At 60.7% G+C, this 24,910-nt stretch carries 26 protein-coding genes and 7 pseudogenes; 23 read left to right on the top strand and 10 right to left on the bottom strand.

The genetic code is table 11. From position 1 onward, the window contains the following. Positions 1 to 15 precede the first annotated feature (15 nt). The 8 genes and pseudogenes from CQW49_RS08260 to CQW49_RS08230 form a co-directional block, all read left to right on the top strand. Positions 16 to 1,350, top strand: a complete 1,335-nt coding sequence (locus tag CQW49_RS08260; RefSeq protein ID WP_024749850.1) for an FAD-binding oxidoreductase — start codon at positions 16 to 18, stop codon at positions 1,348 to 1,350. Beyond that, entirely contained in the window at positions 1,347 to 2,096 is a 750-nt protein-coding gene (locus CQW49_RS08255; RefSeq protein ID WP_003615300.1) for an SDR family NAD(P)-dependent oxidoreductase, read from the top strand. The genes CQW49_RS08260 and CQW49_RS08255 overlap by 4 nt, the downstream gene beginning before the upstream one ends. A 45-nt stretch (positions 2,097 to 2,141) precedes the next feature. After that, the gene (locus CQW49_RS08250; protein ID WP_003615303.1) at positions 2,142 to 3,083 is read left to right on the top strand and encodes an NAD-dependent epimerase/dehydratase family protein; all 942 of its coding nucleotides are present in this window, start codon (positions 2,142 to 2,144) and stop codon (positions 3,081 to 3,083) included. 1 nt (position 3,084) lies between these two features. Next, positions 3,085 to 4,365 carry an NAD(P)/FAD-dependent oxidoreductase gene (locus tag CQW49_RS08245; RefSeq protein WP_003615305.1) on the top strand — a complete coding sequence of 427 codons (1,281 nt, stop codon included), beginning with the start codon at positions 3,085 to 3,087 and terminating at the stop codon, positions 4,363 to 4,365. 20 nt (positions 4,366 to 4,385) lie between these two features. Then, positions 4,386 to 5,045 (top strand): class I SAM-dependent methyltransferase, encoded by a 660-nt coding sequence (locus CQW49_RS08240; RefSeq protein WP_003615306.1) that lies wholly within the window; start codon positions 4,386 to 4,388, stop codon positions 5,043 to 5,045. After that, a complete protein-coding gene (locus CQW49_RS08235) occupies positions 5,042 to 5,494 on the top strand; it encodes a GtrA family protein (RefSeq protein ID WP_003615308.1) in 453 nt (150 codons plus the stop codon). Before CQW49_RS08240 ends, CQW49_RS08235 begins: the two co-directional genes overlap by 4 nt. Positions 5,495 to 5,650: 156 nt before the next feature. Then, complete coding sequence (locus CQW49_RS24490) at positions 5,651 to 7,594, top strand: hypothetical protein (protein WP_003615310.1); 1,944 nt, start codon at positions 5,651 to 5,653, stop codon at positions 7,592 to 7,594. A gap of 5 nt (positions 7,595 to 7,599) precedes the next feature. Further along, positions 7,600 to 7,983: pseudogene (locus tag CQW49_RS08230) on the top strand (IS3 family transposase); the annotation flags it as partial. 123 nt (positions 7,984 to 8,106) lie between these two features. On the opposite strand, the pseudogene CQW49_RS26320 reads toward CQW49_RS08230, so the two are convergent. Then, a pseudogene (locus CQW49_RS26320) lies at positions 8,107 to 8,421 on the bottom strand (IS110 family transposase); the annotation flags it as partial. A 172-nt stretch (positions 8,422 to 8,593) separates the two neighbouring features. Here CQW49_RS26320 and istA point away from each other — a divergent pair. The 3 genes and pseudogenes from istA to CQW49_RS08210 all read left to right on the top strand — a co-directional run bounded on the left by istA (position 8,594) and on the right by CQW49_RS08210 (position 11,501). Next, a pseudogene (gene istA, locus CQW49_RS08220) lies at positions 8,594 to 10,196 on the top strand (IS21 family transposase). Then, the gene (istB, locus tag CQW49_RS08215; RefSeq protein ID WP_024750120.1) at positions 10,129 to 10,857 is read left to right on the top strand and encodes an IS21-like element helper ATPase IstB; all 729 of its coding nucleotides are present in this window, start codon (positions 10,129 to 10,131) and stop codon (positions 10,855 to 10,857) included. The pseudogene istA and the gene istB overlap by 68 nt, the downstream one beginning before the upstream one ends. 371 nt (positions 10,858 to 11,228) lie before the next feature. Continuing rightward, on the top strand, positions 11,229 to 11,501 hold the full coding sequence (locus CQW49_RS08210) for a hypothetical protein (RefSeq protein WP_024749852.1): 273 nt from the start codon (positions 11,229 to 11,231) through the stop codon (positions 11,499 to 11,501). Positions 11,502 to 12,203: 702 nt separating this feature from the next. On the opposite strand, the gene CQW49_RS08200 is transcribed toward CQW49_RS08210, so the two are convergent. The 5 genes and pseudogenes from CQW49_RS08200 to CQW49_RS26060 form a co-directional block, all read right to left on the bottom strand. Further along, positions 12,204 to 13,013 (bottom strand): alpha/beta fold hydrolase, encoded by an 810-nt coding sequence (locus CQW49_RS08200; protein ID WP_003613673.1) that lies wholly within the window; start codon positions 13,011 to 13,013, stop codon positions 12,204 to 12,206. Between the two features lie 370 nt (positions 13,014 to 13,383). Further along, complete coding sequence (locus tag CQW49_RS08195) at positions 13,384 to 13,632, bottom strand: hypothetical protein (protein WP_003613674.1); 249 nt, start codon at positions 13,630 to 13,632, stop codon at positions 13,384 to 13,386. A 97-nt stretch (positions 13,633 to 13,729) separates the two neighbouring features. Further along, a pseudogene (locus CQW49_RS26070) lies at positions 13,730 to 14,457 on the bottom strand (IS256 family transposase). Next, positions 14,357 to 14,611, bottom strand: a complete 255-nt coding sequence (locus CQW49_RS26065; RefSeq protein ID WP_274541233.1) for a transposase — start codon at positions 14,609 to 14,611, stop codon at positions 14,357 to 14,359. Before CQW49_RS26065 ends, CQW49_RS26070 begins: the two are co-directional and overlap by 101 nt. Before the next feature lie 106 nt (positions 14,612 to 14,717). Continuing rightward, a pseudogene (locus tag CQW49_RS26060) lies at positions 14,718 to 14,861 on the bottom strand (transposase); the annotation flags it as partial. Here CQW49_RS26060 and CQW49_RS26315 point away from each other — a divergent pair. After that, positions 14,796 to 15,089, top strand: coding sequence for a hypothetical protein (locus tag CQW49_RS26315; protein WP_003613676.1), 294 nt, complete (start codon positions 14,796 to 14,798; stop codon positions 15,087 to 15,089). The pseudogene CQW49_RS26060 and the gene CQW49_RS26315 overlap by 66 nt on opposite strands. A 260-nt stretch (positions 15,090 to 15,349) precedes the next feature. Here the strand turns inward: CQW49_RS26315 and CQW49_RS08185 are convergent, their stop codons facing one another. Further along, positions 15,350 to 17,050, bottom strand: coding sequence for a site-specific integrase (locus CQW49_RS08185; RefSeq protein ID WP_003613677.1), 1,701 nt, complete (start codon positions 17,048 to 17,050; stop codon positions 15,350 to 15,352). Between CQW49_RS08185 and CQW49_RS25535 the strand changes: the two are divergent. The 3 genes and pseudogenes from CQW49_RS25535 to CQW49_RS26055 form a co-directional block, all read left to right on the top strand. Beyond that, positions 17,049 to 17,740 (top strand): annotated as a pseudogene (locus CQW49_RS25535) (phage terminase large subunit family protein); the annotation flags it as partial. The gene CQW49_RS08185 and the pseudogene CQW49_RS25535 overlap by 2 nt on opposite strands. Positions 17,741 to 17,779: 39 nt before the next feature. Next, complete coding sequence (locus CQW49_RS08180) at positions 17,780 to 18,544, top strand: terminase gpA endonuclease subunit (protein WP_341872044.1); 765 nt, start codon at positions 17,780 to 17,782, stop codon at positions 18,542 to 18,544. Next, complete coding sequence (locus CQW49_RS26055; RefSeq protein WP_274541232.1) at positions 18,439 to 18,792, top strand: terminase gpA endonuclease subunit; 354 nt, start codon at positions 18,439 to 18,441, stop codon at positions 18,790 to 18,792. The genes CQW49_RS08180 and CQW49_RS26055 overlap by 106 nt, the downstream gene beginning before the upstream one ends. A gap of 10 nt (positions 18,793 to 18,802) precedes the next feature. Here CQW49_RS26055 and CQW49_RS08175 read toward each other — a convergent pair whose 3' ends face one another. The 3 genes and pseudogenes from CQW49_RS08175 to CQW49_RS26310 all read right to left on the bottom strand — a co-directional run. Then, positions 18,803 to 19,033 (bottom strand): type II toxin-antitoxin system HicB family antitoxin, encoded by a 231-nt coding sequence (locus CQW49_RS08175; protein ID WP_003613680.1) that lies wholly within the window; start codon positions 19,031 to 19,033, stop codon positions 18,803 to 18,805. After that, complete coding sequence (locus CQW49_RS08170) at positions 19,030 to 19,272, bottom strand: hypothetical protein (RefSeq protein ID WP_003613681.1); 243 nt, start codon at positions 19,270 to 19,272, stop codon at positions 19,030 to 19,032. Before CQW49_RS08170 ends, CQW49_RS08175 begins: the two co-directional genes overlap by 4 nt. 134 nt (positions 19,273 to 19,406) lie before the next feature. Further along, positions 19,407 to 19,478: pseudogene (locus tag CQW49_RS26310) on the bottom strand (helix-turn-helix domain-containing protein); the annotation flags it as partial. A gap of 107 nt (positions 19,479 to 19,585) precedes the next feature. On the opposite strand from CQW49_RS26310, the gene CQW49_RS08160 reads away from it, so the two are divergent. The 8 genes from CQW49_RS08160 to CQW49_RS08125 are packed head-to-tail and all read left to right on the top strand — an operon-like array spanning position 19,586 to position 24,890. Beyond that, positions 19,586 to 19,861 (top strand): hypothetical protein, encoded by a 276-nt coding sequence (locus CQW49_RS08160; protein ID WP_003613684.1) that lies wholly within the window; start codon positions 19,586 to 19,588, stop codon positions 19,859 to 19,861. 14 nt (positions 19,862 to 19,875) lie between these two features. Beyond that, positions 19,876 to 20,121 carry a hypothetical protein gene (locus tag CQW49_RS08155; RefSeq protein WP_003613685.1) on the top strand — a complete coding sequence of 82 codons (246 nt, stop codon included), beginning with the start codon at positions 19,876 to 19,878 and terminating at the stop codon, positions 20,119 to 20,121. A 46-nt stretch (positions 20,122 to 20,167) separates the two neighbouring features. After that, the gene (locus tag CQW49_RS08150; RefSeq protein ID WP_155931293.1) at positions 20,168 to 20,770 is read left to right on the top strand and encodes a MerR family transcriptional regulator; all 603 of its coding nucleotides are present in this window, start codon (positions 20,168 to 20,170) and stop codon (positions 20,768 to 20,770) included. Next, on the top strand, positions 20,767 to 22,224 hold the full coding sequence (locus tag CQW49_RS08145) for a phage portal protein (RefSeq protein ID WP_003613687.1): 1,458 nt from the start codon (positions 20,767 to 20,769) through the stop codon (positions 22,222 to 22,224). The genes CQW49_RS08150 and CQW49_RS08145 overlap by 4 nt, the downstream gene beginning before the upstream one ends. Next, on the top strand, positions 22,221 to 24,062 hold the full coding sequence (locus CQW49_RS08140; RefSeq protein WP_003613688.1) for a prohead protease/major capsid protein fusion protein: 1,842 nt from the start codon (positions 22,221 to 22,223) through the stop codon (positions 24,060 to 24,062). Before CQW49_RS08145 ends, CQW49_RS08140 begins: the two co-directional genes overlap by 4 nt. A 2-nt stretch (positions 24,063 to 24,064) precedes the next feature. Further along, complete coding sequence (gene gpW / locus CQW49_RS08135) at positions 24,065 to 24,265, top strand: gpW family head-tail joining protein (protein WP_003613689.1); 201 nt, start codon at positions 24,065 to 24,067, stop codon at positions 24,263 to 24,265. A 1-nt stretch (position 24,266) separates the two neighbouring features. Further along, on the top strand, positions 24,267 to 24,605 hold the full coding sequence (locus CQW49_RS08130; protein WP_003613690.1) for a DUF2190 family protein: 339 nt from the start codon (positions 24,267 to 24,269) through the stop codon (positions 24,603 to 24,605). A 48-nt stretch (positions 24,606 to 24,653) separates the two neighbouring features. Beyond that, positions 24,654 to 24,890, top strand: a complete 237-nt coding sequence (locus CQW49_RS08125) for a hypothetical protein (protein ID WP_003613691.1) — start codon at positions 24,654 to 24,656, stop codon at positions 24,888 to 24,890. The last annotated feature ends 20 nt before the right edge of the window (positions 24,891 to 24,910 follow it).

Raw genomic sequence — 24,910 nt, 5'->3', positions numbered from 1 at the left:
GGAAAGGGAAGCGATTTGGCCGCGACCAGTTTTCGAGCGCGCCGCGACGTCTATTCCTGGGGCAGGGTCGTGCGACGCACGCAGCGCGTCGCCGAGCCGAAATTTCGCGACGAGCTGCCGGGGCTCGTCGCGGCCGCGCGAGGTCCGTTGCTCGCTACGGGGCGCCGTCGCTCTTATGGCGACTCTTGCCTGAATTCCGAAGGGATGACGATCGATATGCGCGGCGTCGATCGTCTCCTGGCCTTCGACGCCGGAACGGGCGTCCTGCAAGCGGAAGCGGGCGTTTCCTTGTCCCAGATCATCGCCTTCGCCGCGCCGCGCGGCTGGTTTCTCCCGACCACTCCGGGCACGCGCTTCGTCACGCTGGGCGGCGCCGTCGCCAATGACGTGCACGGCAAGAACCACCACCGGGCAGGCTCCTTCGGCAATCATGTCGTCTCTTTCGATCTGTTGCGCCGGGACGGCTTTCAGGCGCGCGTGACGAAGAAAAGCGATCCCGATCTCTTCGCCGCTACGATCGGCGGACTAGGGTTGACCGGAGTCATTTGCACAGTGGAGCTTCAGCTCGAGCGAATACGAGGCGGTTTTCTCGACGTCGAAACGATTCCTCACGCGAATCTCGCCGAGTTCTGGGAGCTCGCCGAGGAGAGCGCCGCGGGATTCGAGCATACCGTGTCGTGGATCGACGCCGTCGCACGAGGGGCGAATTTCGGCCGCGGCGTGTTTTCTCGCGCCAATTGGCGGCCGGACGACGTCATCGAGATCCATGGCGACGACCGGACGTGGAAGACCTTGCCGTTCGATGCGCCGTCGCGTCTCTTGAACCGTTACACCGTCGGCGGTTTCAATGAACTCTATTTCCGCAAATGCCGGGCCGGGGCCGGCAAGAGCGTGCAACATTACGCGCCATTCTTTTATCCGCTGGACGCCATCCACGACTGGAACAGGCTTTATGGAAGCCGCGGCATGTTCCAATATCAGTGCGTGGTCCCGCCCGGCGCCGCGCGAGCCGCGATCGCGACGTTGCTCCGCGAGATCGTCGGCGAGGGACAGGCGTCGTTCCTCGCAGTGCTCAAGACTTTCGGCGACAAGACCTCTCCCGGCTTTCTCTCCTTCCCGCGCCCCGGCGCCACTCTGGCGCTCGATTTTCCCAACAGCGGCCAGGATACGCTGGCCCTGATGTCGCGTCTCGACTCCATCGTCATGGAGGCGGGCGGCGCCCTCTATCCCGCGAAGGACGGTCGTCTCGCACCCGAGACGTTCCGCCGTTCTTTCCCGAAATTGCAGGAATTCCTTCGACATAAGGACGAGCGCATGGAATCCGACTTTTGGCGCAGGGTGGCCGGATGAGCGCGGCAGGCAAGCGCATCGTGATTTTGGGAGCGACGTCGGCGATCGCCGAGGCGACCGCGCGACGGTGGGCCATCGAAGGAGCGCGACTGGCGTTGGTCGCACGCGACAGGGATCGCCTCGAGGCGGTCGCCGCCAATCTGACGATTGTCGGCGCCGCCGAGGCGCGAATCATCCCGCTCGACTGCGCCACGGCCGACGCTCGAAGCCGACTGATGCAAATCGCCGAGGGGCTCGGCGGGCTCGACATTCTGCTGCTCGCCTATGGCGCGCTCGGCGATCAACGAATGCTGGAGAAAGATCCAGCCGCCGCGCAACAACTGATCGCGACGAATTTCACCAGCGCCGTCGCCTGGTGTCTCGCGGCGAGCGAAATTCTGGAGCGTCAACGTGCGGGCGTTCTGCTCGTGGTCGGCTCCGTCGCCGGCGACCGCGGACGGCGGTCGAACTACATCTACGGCGCCTGCAAGGGCGGTTTGGCGCGGCTCGTGGAGGGGATCGCGCACAAGCTCGCTCCCCTCGGCGCGCGCGCCGTGGTGATAAAACCGGGCTTCGTCGATACGCCGATGACGGCCGCCATCGAAAACAAGGGCGTGCTTTGGGCGAAGCCGGATGCGGTGGCGGCGATCATCGTCAAAGCCGCCGACCAGGGGGGGCCGGTCGTCTACGCTCCCGCATTCTGGCGCTTCGTGATGCTGGTCATCCGAAACATTCCCGCCCCGATTTTTCATAGAACCAAGCTGTAGAGGCTCCATGCGGGGCTCGGGATCCGTTCATCAGAGGACACTGCATTGCCGAACCAGAGAAAGATTGTCGTCACCGGCGCGGCCGGCCTGCTCGGACAGAATCTCATTCCGCGCCTGAAGGCGAAGAAGCTCGGCCGGATCGTCGGCCTGGACAAGCATAGGGTGAATAACAAGACGCTCGTGAAGTTGCACCCGGACGTGGACGTGATCGATGCCGATTTGGCGAGGCCCGGCTCCTGGGAACGGGCTTTCGAAGGTCTCGACGTGCTCGTCATCGGCCATGCGCAAATCGGCGGCCTCGACGAGAAGCCTTTCATCGACAACAACATCACCGCGACGCAGAACGTCCTCGATGCAGCGACACGGTACGGCGTTCGGCAGATCGTGCATATCAGCTCGTCGGTGGTGAACTCTCGAGCGCAGGATTTCTACACAAAATCGAAGAAGGCGCAGGAAAGCCTCGTCGTGGACCGGGGGCTGCCGACCACCGTGCTGAGACCGACTCTCATGTTCGGCTGGTTCGACCGCAAACACCTCGGGTGGCTTGCGCGCTTCATGCAACGGACCCCCGTGTTCCCGATACCGGGAAACGGCCGGTATCTGCGTCAGCCGCTGTACGTCGGCGATTTTTGCGACGTCATCACCGCTTGCGTCGAAACGCCGCGACCGCATCAATCCTTCAACATCAGCGGACAGGAGAAGATCGATTATATCGAACTGATCCGCGCCATCAAAGCCGCGACCGGCGCTAAGACGCGGATCATGAAAATTCCGTATTTCGCATTCTGGCTGCTTCTGAAAGCCTATGGGCTCATCGACAGGAGTCCGCCCTTCACCACCCACCAGCTCGAAGCTCTCGTCACGCCCGACGTCTTCGAGGTCACGAAATGGCCGACGATTTTCGGCGTGCGCGCGACGCCGCTGGCGGAGGCGCTCGCTGAAACCTTCCAGGATCCGGTTTTCTCGCATATCGTTCTGGAGTTTTGAAATGGCGCGAGTCGCAATCGTCGGCGCAGGCGCGATGGGATTGGCCAGCGCCTATCACGCCGCCAAGGCGGGCCATGAGGTCACGGTTTACGAGGCCGACATCGTTCCCGGCGGCATGGCGGCGCATTTCGATTTTGGCGGCGTGTCGTTGGAGCGCTACTATCATTTCGTCTGCAAAGCGGATCAGCCCACCTTCGACCTGATGGCCGAACTCGGCATGAGCGACAAAATGCGCTGGAAGCCGACCTCGATGGGCTATTTTTTCGAAGGGCGCTCGAGTGACTGGGGCGATCCCGTCGCGCTGCTGAGGTTTCCGGGCCTCGATCCGATCGAGAAGCTGCGTTACGGCGTCATGATGTTCCTCGCCACCAAGCGAAACTCCCCCGGCGCGCTGGAAAATTATTCAGCGAAACAATGGATCGAAGCCTGGTGCGGCAAGAGCGTCTACGAAAAGCTGTGGCGCAGGCTATTCGATCTGAAATTCTATCAATATGCCGATCCGATTTCCGCGGCCTGGATATGGACCCGCATCAAACGCATCGGCACGTCGCGCCGCTCGCTGATGCAGGAGGAACTGGGCTATATCGAAGGCGGCTCGCAGACGCTGATCGCGGCGTTGGTGAAAGCTATCGAAGCGCATGGCGGCGCGATTCGTCTCGGCGCGCGAGTGGAAAAAATCGCTATCGAAAAAGGCAGGCTGCGAGGCGTCGTCGTCGGCGGCGAGGAAACGTCCTACGACGCCGCCATCGTCACCGTGCCGGCGCCGCTGATCCCGGCTATGGTTCCCGATCTGCCCTTCGAAGAGAAGCAGCGCTATGCCGAGATTCTCAATATCGGCGTCGTTTGCCTCGTCTTCAAATTGCGGAAGCAGGTGACGCCGCATTTTTGGGTCAATGTCGTCGATCCTCGAATGGACATCCCCGGCTTTGTCGAATTTTCCAATCTGCGGCCGACAGGCGACGTCATTGTCTATGTGCCTTATTATATGCCGGTCGATCATTCGAAATGGGCGCGCTCCGACGCCGACCTGCTCGATGAGGCCTTTTCCTATCTCAAGCGCGTCAATCCGGCGCTTTCGGATGAAGATCGCATCGACGGGCGCGCGAGCCGGCTACGATACGCTCAGCCTGTCTGTCCCCCCGGATTCGCCAAAAAAATTCCGCCCATTCAAACCAGTGTGAAGGGTCTTCAGATCGCCGACACCAGTTTTTATTATCCCGAGGATCGCGGAGTGTCGGAAGGAGCACGCTATGGCAAAATGATGGCTGTCGCAATTGGATAAAGGGCTTATGAGGCGCATCGATGAATGATTTGAGCATAATTTACCAGGAAAGATTTTCGAACACCGGAATTGAACGACGGAAAACCGTCTGGCGCGCTTTGTGCCGGTATTTTTTTAGTCGATACATTCGACCTTCCGACCGTGTTCTCGATATCGCATGCGGCTATGGGGAGTTTATAAATAACATCGTCGCCAGAGAAAAATTTGCTATCGACCTCAATCCTGATAGTGCGAGCCGACTTGATCATTCAGTGCATTTTATTAATAAAGAGGCAACAAATCTAAGCAGTTTCGCCGATTCGTGTATCGATGTAGCCTTCAGCTCTAATTTTCTTGAGCATCTCCCGGCGAAGAGCGATATCGTCGTTTTACTTAGGGATGTCTATCGTGTTTTGACTCCCGGCGGCAAGCTCATTTTGCTAGGCCCGAATATTAAATATGCATTTCGAGAGTATTGGGATTTTTTTGACCACCATATTCCACTATCGGATGCGTCTATTGGAGAGGCTCTACAACTAGCAGGCTTTAAAGTAGAAATTACCGTACCACGTTTTTTGCCTTTTACAATGAATAATACTATACCTGTGCACGATATATTGATCAGATTATATTTATCATTTCCATTTGTTTGGAGTTTGTTTGGGAAGCAGTTCCTGATCGTAGCAGGGAAGGCTCAATGACGGTGCTCCAGATGGCGATCGGAAACGCGCTTTTCACTTCTCGCTTCAGCAAATTCGTGCTGACGAGCGGGATAGCCGCTATTGTGAACATTGCGTCGCGATGGGTGATTAACCATTATACCTCCTTCGAGCTTGCGATTGTGCTATCCTTCTGTTTTGGCGTTTCGACGGCCTATTTCCTCGGACGTCAGTTTGTATTCGAGCGATCGAGACGTAATATGATTGAAGAGTTTGCGAGATTCATAACTGTAAATTTGCTCGCTCTCGTCTTCGCGTTTGCAATCAGCGTCGGTTTCGCTAAACGGATTTTCCCTTTGATCGGATTCAATTGGCACGTCGAAGACCTATCCCACCTGATTGGAGTCGCCGCTCCCGCGGTGACCAGCTACTTCGGGCATCGCATTTACACTTTCAGACCTTCGTCAGCGACATCAGGACAGGCGGGTTGATTGAAAACAAACCTATACAAAAGTCTATTTTTCTCGAGAATAGACCAGTCGGGCGTTCCGCGATCGGGGTCCACCGATCTCTTCGGCTTCTTCAGCTCGCCGATCAGCTCAGACCGACGCTCTCGCCCGCTCTCGACGCCTATATCGGAGTGAGTGATGAAGAATATTCGCTATATACTTATATCATCAATATTTGTAATGTCTCTATTGCTCGTCATGATCGTCCAATGGGAGCTTATGGAGTTCGAGCAAATATCGAGCGGCGTAGACCCGTCTTGGATAGCTGTGCTCGGCGAGGCAAATACGCGTGGGTGGCGTTTCGGGCAGGATATCATTTTCACGGGCGGCCCATTGAATTTCGTTTATACACATTATTATTTGAAATCGCATATTGCAATATACGTGATTTGTAGTCTGCTATTTATAGCGACATTGTTGATAATGTGGACAGAGTTTGTCGTCGAAAATAAGTTTTCTTTTGTTGCGGTCGCTCTCGTTTTCTTGTTGTGCTTTGGCTGGGGCGTCCGAGACTATCTATTTCTTTCGTTGCCTCTGTCGTGCGTCTACTTTTTTGTGCGTTTACCGTCGGGGGCCCGCTTTAAGATGTATTACGGCCTTGGGGTGCTCTCGAGCGCGTTGGCGACGTTGGCTAAATTCACGGTTTTCCCAATGTCGGTATTGATTTTTTTACTAAATGATCTATTGTTTGTCAAGGAGCGACGATTTCCCGTCTCGACGATTTTGTATATGTCGTTCCTATACATTGCTTTCATAGCAACTAGTGCGACAGGAAGCGATTTTTTGCTGTATATCATTGGGAGTTGGAAATTATCGTCGGCATATACGATGGCAATGTCCGCAGAATATGCTTCTAGGCGTGAAAATATTGATTATGTTTTATTTATTTTAGTCATTTCACCGATAATTGCGTTTCTTTGCATTCGATCATTGAAGGTGGGTGATAAGTCGAGTCATGTCCAAAGAGCAGTGGTTTGTGTTACTGTATTCGCTTTTACATGGGTTTGTTTCAAGCAGGGGTTTGTCAGACATAGCAGTGGACGGTCCGCGTCCACTTTGATAGGGGGCTGCTTTGCAGGCATGCTCTTACTTATGACGAGCAAGCCTTTATATTTATCACGCGTTCAGCAGGGTGTGTTGATTGCTGTTTTTTCGATCGTCACCCTTTACACGGTCTATATAAAAATAAATAATACGGCTGGCGGCGAGGTCGCATTCGGCGAAAGGGCAATGAAAATAGCGGATAGATTTTCCCAAATTTCGGAAGTAGCGAGATTTATGTCTGATCCAGATGGGTATATTTCTAATTTGGAAATCAAACGTAAATCCCGTCTAGCCGATGTGTCCAGCGATGGGCCGGTCAGCTCATTGCCGGGGTCGGTCGATATTATCGACTCACGTCAGTCTTCGCTCATTGCTGCTGGTGTTAGATATGTTCCAAGGCCTACAATACAAGAATATGCAACATACTCAGCTGATCTTATCGGTTTGAACGCGGAGTTCTACAACAGTGATAAAGCTCCAGACTTTGTTTTGATCAAGCCAGGGTCAATCGACGATCGGTTGCCCGCGTCGGTGGAGGGATCGTTATGGCCTGTGCTTTTTGCAAACTATTTTCCATCGAATATTTCAAATAATGATCTTATATTGCAACGGAGGCGGGTTGTTATCGCTAACATTCTGAGAAAAAAAACGGTGAAAGCCTATATGTGGGGGCAAAATATTTCGTTAGATAGGTCCGTGTTATTTGTTAGTGCCAAAATAAAACCTAGTTTTGTAGGAGCTGTAGCCGCGCTAATTTACAAGATACCTAGTGTATATCTAGCATGTTATGTTGACGATGGCTCCAGTGTCGTATATAGAATCGTACCTGAGCAAGCTCTGGCGGGGTTTTTCCTTAATCCCGTTGTGAATACCGCGGAGGAACTGCACGCGCTCGCGTCTGGCAAGCTGCCTCGGCAGCCTATATTTTTAAATTCTTGCAAGTTGCGTTCACTCGCGTCGAGCCTGTTTTTCGAGAGCAAAATCGATGTGACGATTCAAGAGCTCGATCTAGAAAGGCTTGCATCTGGGTCGCCGTAATACGCCGGCGCGTCTTCGATGCGAACTTTCAAGTCTACGGCGTCCGAAAAGTGTGGAGCCAGCTGGACCGCGAAGGAGAGAAGGTGGCGTGCTGCACCGTGGCGCGGCTGATGCGGAGCATGGTGGTGCAAGGCGTGGTGCGTTGGCCTGTCAAAACGACATTGAGTGACGGCAAAGCTTCATGCCCGCTCGACAAGGCGAACCGAAATTTCTAGGCGCCTCGCCCGAATGCTCTGTGGCTTTCGGATTTCATTTATGTCTCCATTTGGCAAGGCTTCGTCTATGAGGCTTTCGTGATCGACGCCTTCGCGCGGCGGATCGTCGAATGGCGCGCCTCTCGCACGGTGCATGCGGGCTTCGTGCTCGACGCGCTCGAGCAAGCGCTGCATGTTATTCGGCGTGACTGTTGAGCCGTTTCTCATTCGCGGGTTGGATACCGCATACGGAGCTTTCGTCGTAGGGGAGCCTCGGTCTGACCCGCGGAGATCTCCGGCGCGGGACAAGCGCGCCAACATGACAGCGTCGCGTCGATCGGTTTTGACGTGATCGCCAGTGCGTCTCGGCGTGTGCGCCGGCGAGACGACTTCGCAGGCATGGCCGGCCGTGACGATCTGCCGGTAGAGACCATAGCCGCAGGGGCCGGCCTCGTAGACGAAGTGCAGCTTGCCATGCCGACCGCCGAGCTTCTTCAATAAGCTGCCAACCGCGTCGGGCGTGTTGGCGATCTCGCCGTAGAAACGGACTTCGCCGTCTCGGCCGGCGTCCGCGATGGCGACGGCAATCGTTTCCTTATGTACATCGAGCCCAATGTAGCTGTTAAACTCCATGGCGGTCCGTCTCCCTGTGCATGAGGATAGGCGCTTATGGCGCAACCCTCGCTGCTTGCACATTGTGGAGACGGGCCACCCCGTCCGCCCCCAAAACGGTCATATCGTCTGACCCCCTCTGGTGAAGGCCGGACAGTCCGCCCGCTTTGGTTGCAAGGGCGGGTGGTGGGGGATGTTGATTGTGGAGACGATCGGGCGAATCCGTCGCGAGCATTTCTTCAAGGGCAAGACGATCAAGGAGATCGTCCGCGATCTGGGCATTTCACGGAACACGGTCCGCAAGGCGTTGCGCTCGGAGGCGACCTCCTTCGCCTATGAGCGCGACAATCAGCCTTTGCCCAAGCTCGGACCTTGGTCGGAGAAGCTCGACGGGCTGCTGGCGGAGAATGAGAAGAAGGCGGCGCGCGAGCGGCTGACCCTGATCCGCGTTTTCGAAGATCTGAGCGGGCTGGGCTATGCAGGCGGTTATGACGCCGTGCGTCGCTACGCGCGCAAATGGCGCAGCGAGCAAGGCGCGGCGACGGCCGCCGCCTATGTGCCGCTGAGCTTTGCGCCGGGCGAAGCCTATCAGTTCGACTGGAGCCACGAGATCGTTGTGCTCGACGGGCGTGACGACGACCGTGAAGGTCGCGCACATGCGTCTGTGCCACAGCCGCATGCTGTTCGTTCGCGCCTATCCGCGCGAGACGCAGGAGATGGTTTTCGACGCGCATGATCGCGCCTTTACCTTCTTCAGGGGCGCCTGCACGCGCGGCATCTACGACAATATGAAGACGGCGGTGGAGTCGATCTTCGTCGGCAAGGAGCGCAAGTTCAATCGACGCTTCGCGCAAATGTGCAGCCATCATCTCGTCGAGCCGGTCGCCTGCACGCCGGCCTCCGGCTGGGAGAAGGGCCAGGTCGAAAATCAAGTCGGCCTGGCGCGGGAGCGGTTCTTCACGCCGCGCCTGCGGTTCAAGACCTATGAGGATATGAACGCGTGGCTTCTCGATAAATGCGTCGGTTACGCCAAGGCGCATCCGCATCCCGAGATGCCGGACAAGACGATTTGGCAGGTTTTCGAGGAAGAGCGACCGAAGCTCGTCCCGCTGCGCGGGCGGTTCGACGGATTCCACGAGCTGACGGCGTCGGTGTCGAAGACCTGCCGCGCAAGCAAGTGTACGCAGCTTGCGCAAGCGCAACTGCTATGCGCTTCGACAACAACAAATATTCGGTCAATGCGAGCGCTGTCGGCGCCCCGGTCGAGATTCACGCCTACGCCGACCGCATCGTGTTCCGGCAAAAAGGACGCGTCGTCGCCGAACATGCGCGCGCTTTCGGGCGTGGCGCGACGATCTTCGATCCCTGGCATTATATACCGGTTCTCGCGCGCAAGCCCGGTGCGCTGCGGAACGGCGCGCCATTCAAGGATTGGGTGCTGCCGGGCGCGATCGAACGCGTGCGACGCAAGCTCACCGGCGACGACGGCGATCGACAAATGGTCAAGATTCTGGCCGCCGTCGTCGACGATGGATTGACCGCTGTCGAGGCAGCCTGCGCGGAGGCGCTCGGCCAAGGCGTCCATTCCGCCGACGTCATTCTCAACATTCTCGCCCGCCGGCGCGAGCCGCCGCCACCTCCGGCGATCCCCACACCCCAGTCGTTGACGCTGCTGCACATGCCGCTCGCCGACTGCGCCCGCTATGATCAATTGAGGAGAACGGCCTGATGGAACGCACGCAGCTCTTCGATCTCATGGGAGAGCTCAAGCTCTTCGGCATGAGGAGCGCCTATGACGAGGTGATGTCGACGGGCATAAAGCGGCAGCATGAGCCGCCGCGCATCGTCGGCGATCTTCTCCAGGCGGAAATCGCCGAAAAACATGCGCGCTCGATCAAATATCAGATGACGGTCGCGAAGCTGCCATTGGCGAAGGACGTCGAGGACTTCCAGTTCGAGGGCGCGCCGATCAATGAAGCTCTGGCGCGCGATCTCGCAGGCGGCGGCTTCCTCGACCAACAACGTAATTGCGTTCTCGTCGGCGGAACCGGCACGGGGAAGACTCATCTTTCGATAGCGATCGCCAGAAGCTGTATTCGCGCTGGAAAACGTGGCCGATTCTTCAACACCGTCGAGCTCGTCAACCGGCTCGAGAGCGAAGCGCGAGGCGGTCGTCAGGGACGCTTTGCGGACTATCTCACGAGAATGGACTTCATCATACTCGATGAGCTCGGCTACTTGCCGTTCGCGCAGTCGGGCGGACAATTGCTCTTCCATCTGATCAGTCGGCTCTACGAACGAACCTCGATCATCGTCACCACCAATCTCGCTTTCGGCGAATGGCCGAGCGTGTTCGGCGATGCGAAAATGACCAGCGCGCTGCTCGATCGCCTCACCCACCATTGCGACATCGTCGAAACCGGCAACGAAAGCTGGCGCTTCAAGAACCGCGCCTGATCCTCCCGATCACATCGCGAACCGAAACGCACTCGCCCCGGCTGCGCAATCCCGCCAGCTCCGCCGGGGCGAGCGCTCGCGTTCCGCCCTACGCCAAATGGGGGTCAATTTTGAACGCCGATCGGGGGTCAATTTTGGATGCCGATTGACACAGCGGTTCCCAGCATACACTTCGCTTGTTGCAGTCCGGACACACCTCTTCAAAAAGTTTTCGAGGCGGCCAAGTTGGGCGTCCAGCTCCACGCAATCGGCGCATTTCCCGTCGCAGGATCGCGTCTCGCGCATGGACGCGGCGTGTCATGCGATACGCTGAGCCTCTCGCAGATCGGAAAGGAGTTTGAATGATCGGTGTCGTAACGGATCGATTCTCCATGAAACGGCTCGTTCTCATCGTCGCGCTGGCGGGCGCGCTGCCGCTCGCGGGTTGCTATACGCCCGGCGAACGCGCTGCGGGCGGCGCGATCATCGGCGGCCTCGGAGGCGCGGGAATCGGCGCACTCGCCTCGGGAGGTCTCGCGGGCCCGACTTTGGCGGGCGCCGCCGTGGGAGCGGCGGGCGGCGCCATAATTGGAGCAGTCACGGCGCCGCATCCCCGCGGCTGGCGTCATCGGGGCCGCGCTCGTCATCATAACCGATATTTTTGACGGCGACGCGCGCGAAAAATTGGGGCCGTCGGCTCGGCCGACGGGCCGTTTGCGTGGGATTGGATGCGGCCGCTATGGAGCGGCAATCTGGATGAGAAGACTCTCACCTTGTTTGACGCGCGGCAGCACGCCGCCTGACAGGGGGCTGTCGCGAATTTTGATGAGGCGCGGCAGCTCTATTTGAAGTGGCGCGGCGAACTGGGCAGTGCCGATATCGGAAATCTCGTCTTCTTGGCGCCGACGTGGGAGCAGACAATTCGCGAGGAATTCATGAATTCTGTGAGGTGGGGCTCCATCATCCCTTGATGGATGAAATCGCCGCTATTTTCCTCGATCCAGCGAGTTGACCTGGTTCAGTGGCGCGGAGGACGATGGTCTGCTGATCGTGCAACACACGCGGATCAAAAGTCCGCCGATCGGCCGCTACGGGCCTCATCTCAGCCCAATCGGAGCCATGACAATGGCGAGGATGCGCCACGAGCGGACATTCGTCGCGGGCGACTCGAGGGACCGCTTTCCCTGGATTTCGCGGACGTTCGCGAAACGGATCGGCTGGCTATAGACACTCGAAGCCTGCGCGGTCCGGCTGAAGGTCGCTTGGCGACTTTCTGTCCCCCGCACACAAGATTCCTGACGGTCCCGGAAGAAGCGCAAGGAGCCGAAGAGGCGAAGGCCGATCTCGCCGCATGCGCCAGCTCGCGTTCATTCACCAACCACACGCGCAATGAATTCCAACATGACCGCGTTGAAGGTCGCCGGCCGCTGAAGCGGCGCGAAATGACTGACCTCCGGCAATACCTGTAGAGTCGCATCGGGTAGCGCGCGCGCCAAGTATGCCATGTGCTCGAGCTTGATGAACTCGTCGCGCTCTCCGATGACGACCAATACCGGCACGTTGATGCGTCCAAGATCGTCGGCCGTGTATTCGGGCTGCGTCCGTTGCATCGCCTCCAGCGCCTCTGACATCGCCTTAAAACCGTCGGGCGTCGGAGACAGGGCGGTGTAGTCGTCGACGTGGCGTTGGAATATCCGACCAATGACCGGAGTGAACTCGAAGGGCTTGGTCCCGCTCGAATCCACGTTGCAGGCGAAGAACAGAATACCGTTTACACGGTCCGGCGTTCCCTCGGCCAAGGCAAGGGCGGTATCCGCCCCGTCGCTCCAGCCGATGAATACGGCCCGATCGATCTCCAGACGATCCATGACCGCGCGAACGTCCGCAGCCATCCTATAGTAACTATAGGGCCGATCATCTCGGCCGCTTCGTCCTTGGCCTCTGCTGTCGACCACGACGGTGCGGTAGCCGGCGGCCAGGAGGGCCGGCACCTGGTAGCTCCAGTTACCACTGTTACCGAGACCGCCGTGGAGCAGAATGACTGTCCGCCCCGAGCCTGCCACGGCGAACCAAATACGCGCCTGATCGTGTGTGACGAAGTCCTCTATCATGGTCGCAGGGAGATCGGGCAGCCCGTGTTCCTCAAGGTAGGTCAGGTCGTCGTCCCGAAATGTCATGAGATGTTCCTGCATCCTCTTGCTACGGATTCCGACTAAGCCGGTCGCCTTCAAGTCGGCTTACCCGGCCGGCCTAAATCGGAATCCGCGCTCTTGCACCGAACCGCTTCAAGAACCGATGACATCTCCGCCGTCGAATAGGCCGTAACTGCCAGCCGTCCTGGCGGTGCAGGCGCAGCAAGCCGCAAATAGCGTGGACCTGCGCGTCGTAGTCTGGCGAGCCCAAGCCAAACGATGCGAGGAACCCCTGCCGTCTGGCTCTATTTTCGATTCCCACTCAGCCTGCGGCTCGTAGAGGAAAAGGCTTGACCGCGCTTACTTTCGGCCGGGTGGGAATGTCGGCTTTCCGGCGGAACGGGGCTGCAATGGGTCAACAGCGGTCCGGTTCGCCCTTTATTTTTCTCGTCCGCCTGCGTCCCGGACCCGCGCCATCCGCCTCCTTCCGCTTCCGCGAGAACGGCGGCGGCAGCTTTGCCTCCACCCAAGGCAACAGGCGGATCGGCTGCGGCTGTAGATGCGTCGTCACGATCGGAATCTTCATGATGCTCGGCAGCATGTCGGCGAGCGCGATCGCGTCGCAGTAGATTTCCTCGGTCTGGGTGGCGCCCGAATGCCCCATGATGTCGCTCCGAATCTCGCTATGAATGGTCGTGCCCCTGGAGATGGTGTAGCTCAGGTCGGTCCCGTTCGAGGGACTCCGGCAGCAGCCGGTTTGATCAGGCGGCCACGGCGGGCAGCTTGACGATGGGATCATCGCTCAGAGCGGCGATGGTTTCCAGTGTCATGTAGCGGCCACGCTGCACGGCCCATTCGTCATTCTGCTCCAGCAGGATGGCGCCGACGAGGCGCTTGATCGCCTTCTCGTCGGGGAAGATGCCGACGACTTCAGTTCGGCGCTTGATCTCGCCGTTGAGCCGTTCGATGCCGTTGGTGGACTGGATTTTCGGCCAGTGATCCTTGGGAAAGCTCGCATAGGCGAGACATCGCATTCGGCGTCGTCCATGAAGGCGGCGAGCTTTGGAAGCGTCGACCGGAGCTGATCGGCGACCTTGCGCCATTGCGTCTTGGCGGCGCTCTCGTCCTCCTGCGCGAAGGCGGTGGCGATCAGCGCCGAGACGACGCGCCTTCCGCTCTTGCCGGCATGGGCGAGCGCGTTGCGCATGAAGTGCACGCGGCAGCGCTGCCAGGAGGCGTTCATCACTTTGGCGACGGCGGCCTTCAGCCCCTCATGCGCGTCGGAGACGACGAGCTTGACGCCGCGCAGTCCCCGCCGGCGCAGGCCGCGCAGGAACTCGGTCCAGAAGGTCTCGGCCTCCGAGGGGCCTGTATCCATTCCGAGAACTTCACGACGTCCATCGGCGTTGACGCCGACGGCGACGATCGTCGCCACCGAGACGATGCGGCCGTTCTGGCGCGCCTTCACATAGGTGGCGTCGATCCACAGATAGGGCCAGTCGCCCTCGAGCGGTCGCTCGAGAAAGGCGTCGAACCTTCTCGTCGATCTCCTGGCAGAGCCGGCTGACCTGGCTCTTCGAGACGCCAGAGCCGCCCATGGCTTTGACGAGATCGTCGACGGAACGTGTCGAGACGCCATGCACATAGGCTTCCTGAATGACAGCGGCGAGCGCCTTTTTCCGCCATGCGGCGCGGCTCGAGGAAGCAGGGGAAATAAGAGCCTTTTCTCAGCTTGGGGGTGCGCAGCTCGACGGTCCCGGCGCGCGTCTCCCAATCGCGGTCGCGATAGCCGTTGCGCTGGACGCGGCGGTCCGCCGAGCGCTCACCATGGGCGGCGCCGGTCAGGGCGCCGACTTCGAGCTCCATCAGCCGCTCGGCGGCGAAGCCGATCATCTCACGCAGGAAATCCGCGTCCGGGGACTTTTCCAGCAGGGCGCGAAGGTTCATCATCTCGTCGGTCATCGGTGTTCCTCGGTTGCGTTCGAATCGCAAACCGATGCTACCGGAGAACCGCCGATGACCGCCCAGCGGCGCTTGGGCGCGCTGCGCGTCGGCCTACGGCCTCCGCTCCGCGCGCCCGAGCGCCGCCGCTACACCTCTCCAAGGGGCACGATCCTATGAATCCCCTCCTGCTTCAATGAATTGCCGAAAGACTTGCGCATCGAATGGATGACTTTCTTGCGCTCCTTGGCGTCGGGAATGGCTTGGTGCAGCCCGTCGAGCAGTTTGTCGCAGAGCCGATCGCACAGAGACGCCGAGGATGTCAGCGACGTCAGATCGGGGACGGCCTCTCACAGAGCGCGGGATAGCCGCGAGTTCGTTCCTTGGCTCGTGGCCTCGGTGATGCGGGCGCTGGTCGAACAGATCGACGATTCGAAATTTCAGACGATCGGCGCCGGCGTGAGTTCGCCATATTCGGCTTTCAGCTTGGCCGTGAGCAAAATATTGGCGATATCGAATTGGACCTTCAGCTCGGTCCCGAGTGCCGCTCTCGCCTCGTCGAGCGTCAGGTCGATCGGACCGTAATTGCCGGGCACGCCTTGGGCCGCGTGTCCGAAAAGCCGATCGCGAATCCGTTGCGGCAATTTCATGGCGTCATACCACCCGGCCAGCGTGTGCCTGCCGCTGTAGAGGGTGAGGAAATCGCGGTTGAACTCATGTGCGCGTGCAACATATTGCCATGACTTGCTGAGGTAATGCCCCCACATTTCGCGTCCGCTCTGCGGGTGGCGATAGACGTGCCAATCCAGAAAGAGCCGCGTCTCCCCGCGCATCTCGAGCGCGACTTTCAGATCGATGAGCCCGAGGTCGACGACGAGGTTCGGAATTGGAACGCGTCGATAGGCGTTTTCCGTCTTCAGCTTGCGGGTCTTCTTCCCTTTGGCTTTTTTGCTTTCCTGTTTGTCTCGGCGCATGTCGATGAACTGGAACTCTCCGTCTCGAACGATGTCGGCCGTGCGCAGCTTGCCGATCTCCGAAGGGCGCAGGCCCATGAAAATATGCAGGATGTATCCCCAATAGAGGCCGTTCTGCACGAAGCATTTTCCGGGCTGCCAGATATGAGCCGCCGAGGCGCATCCGGTGAACAGGGGAAGCCCGAAGAATCGCATCAACTCGTCGTCGCGGAACGCGTCGCGCTGCTGAGGTTCGGCGAGCTTCTCGCATTTCGCATTGAAGATGAAGGCGGGCGGCGTCCAATCGGTTTTAGATTTGGCCCAAGTGAGGAACGCGTTCATCGTCCCGAAATAGGTATTCTCGACCGTCGTCGAGCTGATCCGCGTGAGATTGTCGATGCCCTCGAGCTGGCCGTAGAGGTAGCGGGAGTACAGCGATTTTCGATGCTCGCCGGGGATATCTTTTCGGCCCGGAATTTCCGTCAGGGCCTGCTCGAGACGCCGCAGGTCGCGCGCGCTGATCTCCGCGAGGCGCTTGTCGCCGAGGAACTCGAGCGCGAATTTCAGCACGCGGCCATGAGACTCGTCGCCGCGCCGATCGCCATATTGCTGGGCGAGGGCGGCGAGCCGATCATCGATCGCTTGCGCGAGCGTATCGTGATGGGCGAGGTCGTCTTTCTCCTCGTGCGGCGCCTCGGTGATGGACGCGGGCACCGGCGCGGCAGGGGGAGCTTCTGCGATGGGTGGAGCGGCAGCCCGAGCTCCGAATCCGTCGCCGAATTCGACAAAACTCTCGTCGCGCCCCCATTCCGAGACGATCCGTGTGACCGTCGTGCCGTTGTCCAGCTCCGGACGGCTTCTGAGCGTGGCGGAATAGTCCGGCCCGCGGCCCTTCGTCAGGCCGAACTTCGCTTTTATTTCGGGGGTCATTTCGATGGCCCCGGACAGGTCCACTTCAAGCGGCTCTCGCGGCGGCAGAGCCCGGTTCTTCTCTTTTTTCCCACGGAGCGCTTCGTCGATCATGATGTTTCGCTCGACGAAGCTCTTCCAGACCGGCCAGAATTCCGGCGAATGGATGCCGATCGGATGGCCGATCGCCCGGGTGGCGGCGATGAGGCAGAGGCCGGCGCGCTCGAGCATCTCCCATTCGACCCGCTGGTCCTCGGTATAGGGGCCGGGAACTCGCATGGCCTCGATGAACGCCGAGCCGGGCCCGTGGCGCACTGCGCGCGTCCCCTATCTGCGCGAGATCATGGATTGCCTCTCGACCTCGTCGCCCGTCGAGCGCATCGCGTTCATGAAGGGCGCGCAGACGGGCGGAACCGAGGCGGGGCTCGACGCGATCGGCTATTGGATCGCGCATGCGCCGGGAATCATCCTCTGCGTCTGGCCCTCGCTCGACATGGTTCGGCGCAATTCGCGCACGCGCATCGAGCCGCTGATCGACGGAACGCCGGCGCTGCGCTCCAAGATCGCGCCGGCGCGCGCCAAGGACCCCGGCAACACGGTTTCACAGAAGGAATTCACCGGCGGCGCGCTCGTCATGACCGGCGCCAATTCGGCGACGGGCTTGCGCTCGCTTCCGGCGCGCTATCTCGTTCTCGACGAGGTCGACCTTTCCCCGCCGACGCGGACGAAGAGGGCGATCCCGTGGCGCTGGCCATTCAGCGCACTGTGACCTTCCGCGGCCGGCGCAAGATTCTGATGATTTCGACGCCGACCGAAGCCGGCGTCTCGCGCATCGAGAAGGCATTCGTCGAGAGCGACCAGCGCCGCTACTTCGTCCCGTGCCCGCATTGCGGCGCCATGCAGACGCTGAAATGGGCCGGTGTGACATGGCCAGATGGCGAGCCGTTGAAGGCGTTTTACGGTTGCGAATCCTGCGGCGGCGTCATCGAGGAGCGCGACAAGCCGGCGATGCTCGCCGCCGGCGAATGGCGCGCGACGGCCAAGAGCGACGGCCGTACGGCCGGCTTTCACCTTTCGGCGCTCTACAGCCCCTTTGAAAGCTGGGGCGAGATCGCCGCGGAATTCGTCGCTGTTCACAAGGTCCCGCTCCGACTGAAGCCCTGGACCAACACCAAGCTCGGTGAGCCCTTCGAAGACCGCGACGCCGCGGCGCTCGACCCCGCCGGCTTCCTCGGCCGTCTCGAGGATTGGAGCGAGGGCCTGCCGGAGGGAGTTCTCGTCATCACCGCCGGCGTCGACGTGCAAAATGATCGCCTCGCGCTCGAGGTCGTCGGCTGGGGCGTCGGCGAGGAGTCGTGGAGCCTCGATTATTCGGAGATTTGGGGCGATCCTGCGAAGCCGGACTTGTGGGCGACGCTCGACGGCGAGCTGACGCGCCTGTTCGACCATTCGCGGGCGTGCTCGCTGCCGGTTCGCGCCTCTTGCGTCGATTCGGGTGGCCATCACACACAGACGGTCTACCGATACGCCAGAGATCGAGCCACGCGGGCCGTGTGGGCGATAAAGGGGCGCGGCGGTAGGGTATTCCAGTCTGGCCGAGAAGGCCTCCCAGAACCCGCGACAAGGCATTCACACCATACGTCATCGGCGTGGACGCGGCGAAGGAGATCATCACCGCGCGGCTGCGCTCCCCCGAACCCGGCCCGGGCTGTTGCCATTTCCCAATCGGCCGCGATCTCGATTATTTTCGCCAGCTCGGCGCCGAGCGGCTGATTCGCACCTATCGCAAGGGCGTTGCGATGCTGGAATGGCGGAAAGACCCGGCGCTTCGTAATGAGGCGTTGGATTGCCGCGTCTACGCCTATGCGGCGCTGCAAAGCCTCGTCGCGCGCGGCCTGCGGCTCGGCGACGAGGCGAAGCGAGTCGCGGACCTGCCGAAGCGTGAACCGAAAGGCTCGCCCGCGGCCGCCCCGGCGGCACCGAAGAAGATGGTTTTCAAATCGAGCTGGATGGAGCGGTGAGGCCGCGCGTTCAGCTCGCGAGCGCCAGATGGCGGGAGGGCTCGGGCACGGCATGGCCGAGGTCTCGCGCCGCCTCGATCCAAGCGAGAATCGCGTCCTGGACGTTGGCGACCGCCTCCTGGGGCGTCTCACCGTCCGACATGCAGCCGGGGAGGTCCGGAACGATCGCGACGAAGCCGCCGCCGTCCTCCGGCGAGAGCGGCTCGACGACGAGCGGGTAATCCGTGGTCTTGACCGTCATGGCAGTGCCCTTACCGCGTCCACGAAGGCGACGAGCTTGCGGACATATACCGCCTTGATCGGCCGTTTGGAAGGAATCGTCAGCTTTTGGGCGAGCCGAGCGTGGCCGATCTTGTAGTGGGAGCCGCCGCCGCGAGGCGGCCCGCAGAAAATTCCGAACTCGCCGCACAGCGCCGCCACATCATCGATGCGCCAGTCGGCTGCGGGGTTCCGTCGCATATCCTCGAGCCGCCGGCTCATTGGAGAGGCTTCCTCAGCCGCACGCCCGGCCCGCCGCCGTTCTCGGCGATGAACTCGACGCCGGCCGATTCGAGGGCGGTGCGCATCTTCTCGACACTGCTCATCCGCGCATCCTGCCCAGCCTCAAAGCGGTTGACCGTGTTCACGCCGACCCCTGCATGGCGTGCGAGGTCTTGCGTGCTCCACCCTAAAGCTGCGCGGGCCATTCGGCATTGAATTGCTTTCATACGGTGTGATTATCACCAAAATGAGTTGACTTCAAACCAAAGTGAAATTATCACTAATGGTGTGTTTATCACCATAAGAGGCGATTATGTCAGCCATCCGGACCCTCATCATCCCCCGCCGCGACTTCCTCGTTCGCGCGCTAGGCTTCACGGCCGCTGGCGCCGCCGTCGCCGTTCCCGTCCTTGCGTTGGAAACGCCGGAAGAGCGGATCGAGAGCCTCCTCGGAGAACTTCTCAAAGAGTTTTATGAACTCTTCCCCGATGCGGAGCTGCATTCATCGTGTAACGGTGGGACCGCCAAGAGCGTCGCCGCAGTAAATCACGCCTGCGCGATGGTTTTCGCTGCGCCGAAACGCGCGTGAGGGAGGGCGAGACAATGAACGATATCGAAATCGCCGAGGAGCTGCTGGGCGAAATCTACCAAAGAAGTTGTCGCGCCTTAAATCTGCTTCAGGCGCTCGTCACTCTATCTAATCGGCAGGTCGCCGAGCTCGGCCTCGATGATCTCCAGGCGGTCAATGAAGTCGCTGAGGTCACGCGTGATATCGTCGCCGAGATCATAGCGGCGACCGATATACCGAACCCGATCGGACGCGCACGGTCACAAGCCGAACGGCAATAACGATACGCTTGCATCGAATTTGAAAAAGCGATAAGCATGTATCGCTATGTCAGATCAGCTCGACCAAAAATGTCACCTCGCCAGCACGGTTGTCGCCGTCGCAGGGTGTTCTCCTGTGACGTTTCGAGCTTGGCGAAACCGCAACGGATTGTTCCCGGAAACGAAAGACGCGGGCGGTTGGAACCTGTTTTCTAAGTCCGACATCGCAGTCGTGCGTATGGTCGTCGTGCTCACCGGCCTGGGCGTCTCCGCTAACTTAGCCACGAGCGCGGCGATGCAGGCCGCTCCCGTCTTTCGCAAGCTATTTACTCTCGATGAATCGAAGTTTCCGTTGATCGCGGTTATCGATCGCGACGAAGACGAGCCTGAGATGGACGTTCTGTTTGTATCGGGAAATGAGGTCGTCGGTCACGTTCTTCAACGTGTGGCTCACGGCGCCGCTGTTGTGGTCGACCTGCTGACGATTGCCTCTCACGTGTCGACGGAGCTTCTCAAAGGAGAATATCCGACGGTTCTCAGTCACAAAGAAACTTTGGCGCGGGTTCTCGAAGGCTTTGCCAAGGCGTTCGAGAACAGGCTTTCGGACGAGAAGCCGCAAAACTCTCCGAAAAAGACGGGGCGTTCTCAGTCGAGAAAGAAAAGCAAATGATCGCCACTCCCGCCGCCCTCATCGCTCGCGCTCTTCGCGGTCTCGGCCTGTCCAGGCCGGCGGCGCGCATTGCGACCCGCGCCCTCGGCTATGACGGCGCGGCCGGCGGGCGGCGCGGCCGGGCTATGGGCGATATGCCGCTCGCGATCCCGGCGCAGCTCGCCGCGCGCCAGCCGCTCGCGCGCCGGGCGCGCTATCTCGCCGCGAACAACGGGCATGCCTCGGCAGGGACGGAAGCCTGGGTCAGCGCGCTCGTCGGGACTGGCGTCAAGCCGCAATCGGCGCATCCCGAGCCGGAAATCCGCAAGGCGCTCGACGCCGCATTCTGCCGCTGGACCGATACTGCCGACGCTGACGGCTTGACAGATTTCTTCGGAATGCAAGCGCTCATTGCTCGACGCCTCGTCGTCGACGGCGAATGCTTTACGGCCTTCGTCCATGACGAACGCGGAGCCTTGCTGCTGCGCCTGATGGACGGCGAACAAGTGAGCGGCGCCTATCACACAGAACTCACGGGCGGCGCGCGCATCGTCGCCGGCGTCGAATTCGACGCGCTCGGCCGCCGCGCAGCCTATCATTGCTGGAGGCAGCGGCCGGGCCTGCCGATCGCGTCGAGCCTGGAGCTCGTCCGCCTGTCCAGCGACGACGTTTGCCATGTCTTTCGTCCCGAAACGCCGGGACAGGTCCGCGGCGTCTCATGGTTCGCGCCCGTGCTGTTGCGTCTCGCCGACCTCGACAGCGCGCATGACGCCCAGCTCATGCGGCAAAAGATCGCCGCCCTTCTCACCGGCTTCGTCATCGATCCGAACGGCGAGGCCGGCGGCTTCGAGGGGCGAGACGATGGCGCCGGAAATCTCGATGGAGGCCTCGAGCCGGGAACGCTGAAAGTGTTGCAGCCGGGGCAGGACATCCGATTTTCAGACCCGGCTGCGATCGGGCAAGAAGCTGTCGATTTCTTGAAGGTGACGGCGCGTGAGATCGCCGCCGGCCTCGGCGTGCCCTATGAGCAACTCACCGGCGATCTGTCGGGCGTGAATTACAGCTCGATCCGCGCGGGCCTCGTCGAGTTCCGTCGCCGCGTCGAGGCGATACAACATAATATTTTAGTCTATCAATTCTGCCGCCCTGTCTGGCGGCGCTTCGTCACGACAGAAATCCTCGCCGGCCGGCTCGACGCCCCCGGTTTCGAGCGCGATCCCGAGCCGTATCTGAGCGCGAATTGGCTCCCCCCGAAATGCGATTGGGTGGACCCGCTCAAAGACGCGCAGGCAGAAATCGCCGCCATCAATGCCGGCCTCATGTCGCGCCGCCAGGCTGTCGCCGCGAGAGGCTACGACCTCGAGCAGCTCGACGCCGAGATCGCCGCCGATCGCGCCGCAGCCCAGGCGCTCGGCCTGTCCTTCGCGCCGCCGCCTTCCGCGCCTTCTCCGGCGCAACAGGGAGCGGCGGAATGAACGATCAAGTCTTGATCCTCACACGCTCCGCGCCGCTCGCTCCCGCATCCTGGAATGCGCAAGAGCGCAGTTTCGATGTCGTGTTCGCGACCGATGCGCCGATTCCGCGCCGCGACGCGCGCGGCGCATATTTCGAAGTGCTGTCCTTGGCGGGAATGGAGCCGGCTTCGCCGACCTTTCCCGTGCTGGACAGCCACGCCCGCGGGAGCCTGGAACGCCAGATCGGGAGCGCCAATGACATCCGCGTCATCGGCGGGGAAGCTCGCGCTCTGGTCCGGCTCTCGCGGGCGAACCCGATCGCCGATCGCGTTGCGATCGATCTCGACGCCGGTCAGACATTCGGCGTTTCGACCGGCTATGTCATCCTGCAGGCGAAGGAGTCGACGCGTGACGGCGCGCGCTACCTCGTCGCGACGCGCTGGACGGTCGTCGAGATTTCGCTGACACCTATCCCCGCCGATCCGCGGACAGGCATTCGAGGCCTTTCCATGCCGATCGAAAACACCCCGGCCGCCACGCCGGCCCCTTCTTCTCCGGCGGCTGTGGAACGGGCCGCCTCAACCCAGACGCCGGCGATCATCGATCGAGCGGCGGTCAATGCAGAAATCCGCTCGATCGCGCGCGTCGCCTCGCTCGATCAATCATGGATCGATTCGCAGATCGACGCCGGCGCGACGATCGACGACGCGCGCGCCGCGGCTTTCGAGGCGCTGCGCACGCGCAGCGCGCCGGCTTCCGAAGTTCGCACGACTGCGGTCGTCGGAACCGACCACACGGACCCGGAAATCCGCGCCCGTGCGCTGGGCGCGGCGCTGTTCACGCGCATCTCGCCGTCGCACACTCCGTCCGAAGCGTCGCGCGTTTATATCGGACTGAGCATCCCGGAAATCGCCCGCGACTGCCTGCGCACACGCGGACTTCAGACGACGGGCCTGTCTTCGGCGCGCGTGGTCGAGCGCGCATTGCAGACGACATCCGATTTCCCGCTGCTGCTCGCTGACACCGTCAATCGCACTTTGCGGCAGGCCTATGAGAGCGCGCCGGCGGGCGTGCGTATGCTCGCGCGAGAGACGACGGCGAAAGACTTTTGCGCCAAGCATCGCCTGCAATTCTCGACCGCGCCGACGCTGGCGCCGGTGAATGAGCACGGCGAGTTCCAGTCGGGCGCGATAGCCGAGGCCAAAGAGTCCTATTCGGTGTCGACCTTCGGCCGCATCATCGGCTTCTCGCGGCAGGCGATGGTCAATGACCATCTCGGCGCTTTCGCCGACGTGACGCGCCGCATGGGGCAAGCGGCAGCGGCCTTCGAAGCCGGCTTCCTCGCCGATCTCGTCGTCTCGAATCCTGTCATGGGCGACGGCAAGACGCTCTTCCATGCCGATCATGGCAATGTCGGAACGGGCGGGACCTCGGCGAGCGGACCATCCGCAGCGATCAATGTCGAGAGCTTGAATGAAAGCCGTATGGCGATGCGCCTGCAAACCGGCCTGCAGGGCGAGCTGATCTCGGTCACGCCGAAATATCTCCTCGTCGGCGCCGACCGCGAGACGGAGGCAGAAAAGGCGATCTCGACAATCTCCCCCGTGCAGTCGCAAGAGGTCAATCCGTTTCAGAACAAGCTCGCGGTCGTCGTCGACCCGCGCATCAGCAACGCTTGGTATGTCGTCGCCGCTCCGGCGGAAATCGACGGGCTCGAATTCGCCTATCTCAAGGGCAACGCCGGGCCGCAGGTGACGTCCGAAGTCGGCTTCGACGTCGGCGTTCGCTTCCGCGTGCGGCTCGATTTCGGCGCCGGCTTCGTCGACTGGCGCTCATGGTTCAAGAACCCCGGGGAGTGACCATGACGGAGGCGGAAAAGCTGGCTGATGCAGAGGCGGCGCTTCACAAGCTGCTGACGACCGGCGGCGTCGTCGAAGTCACTCACAACGGGAAAACGGTCAAATATGCGCGCGCGAACATCGGCGAATTGAAGGCCTATGTCGCGCAGCTGCGCGGCGGACGGATCAACTCCGTCCGCGTCACTTCTTCGAAAGGACTCTGACATGAAAAATTTCGTTCAGCTGGCGGAGATCGTCACGGTGACGGCGCCGTCCGGCGGCGTCGCCTCCGGCGATCCTGTTCTCATCGGCGCGCTGTTCGGCGTCGCCAGCAAATCGGCGGCAGCCGGCGAGTCGGTCGAAATCATGACCGAAGGCGGCTTCGATCTCGCGAAGCATGCCGGCGATACATTCTCCGTCGGCGACAAGGTCTATTTCAATGCGAGCGAGAAAAAGCTCACCAGCGCGGCCCCGAGCAACCCCCGGATTGGAGTGGCGATGAAGGCCGCCGTTGGAAGCGCGACGAGTGTGCTCGTGAGGCTCAACGGACTCCCTATTTCCTGAGACAGGGGCGATCGTCGACGCCGCAATCTGCAACACAGGAGAGACGTCGTGACGAGCGCGACGGTTCAACTCAGCTTCATTCCGAAAAGGATGCTGACCAAGGCCGAGGCCGCGCATCATTGCGGCCGGCCGGTGAAGCGCTTCGAGGTCGAATGTAAGGTCGCGCCCGTGAAGTTTCCGAACGGCGACACGCGATACGACGTCCGCGATCTGGACGCTTGGATTGACGCGCTGAAGGGCGGCGCGGCCGCGGACGCCGACGACATCGTGAGGCGTCTCGGATGACGAAAATCAAACTGCGCGGC

Source organism: Methylosinus trichosporium OB3b (assembly GCF_002752655.1).
Classification (GTDB): domain Bacteria; phylum Pseudomonadota; class Alphaproteobacteria; order Rhizobiales; family Beijerinckiaceae; genus Methylosinus; species Methylosinus trichosporium.
The sequence above is the reverse complement of the archived record's forward strand: the minus strand, read 5'-3'. Positions and strand labels throughout refer to the sequence as shown.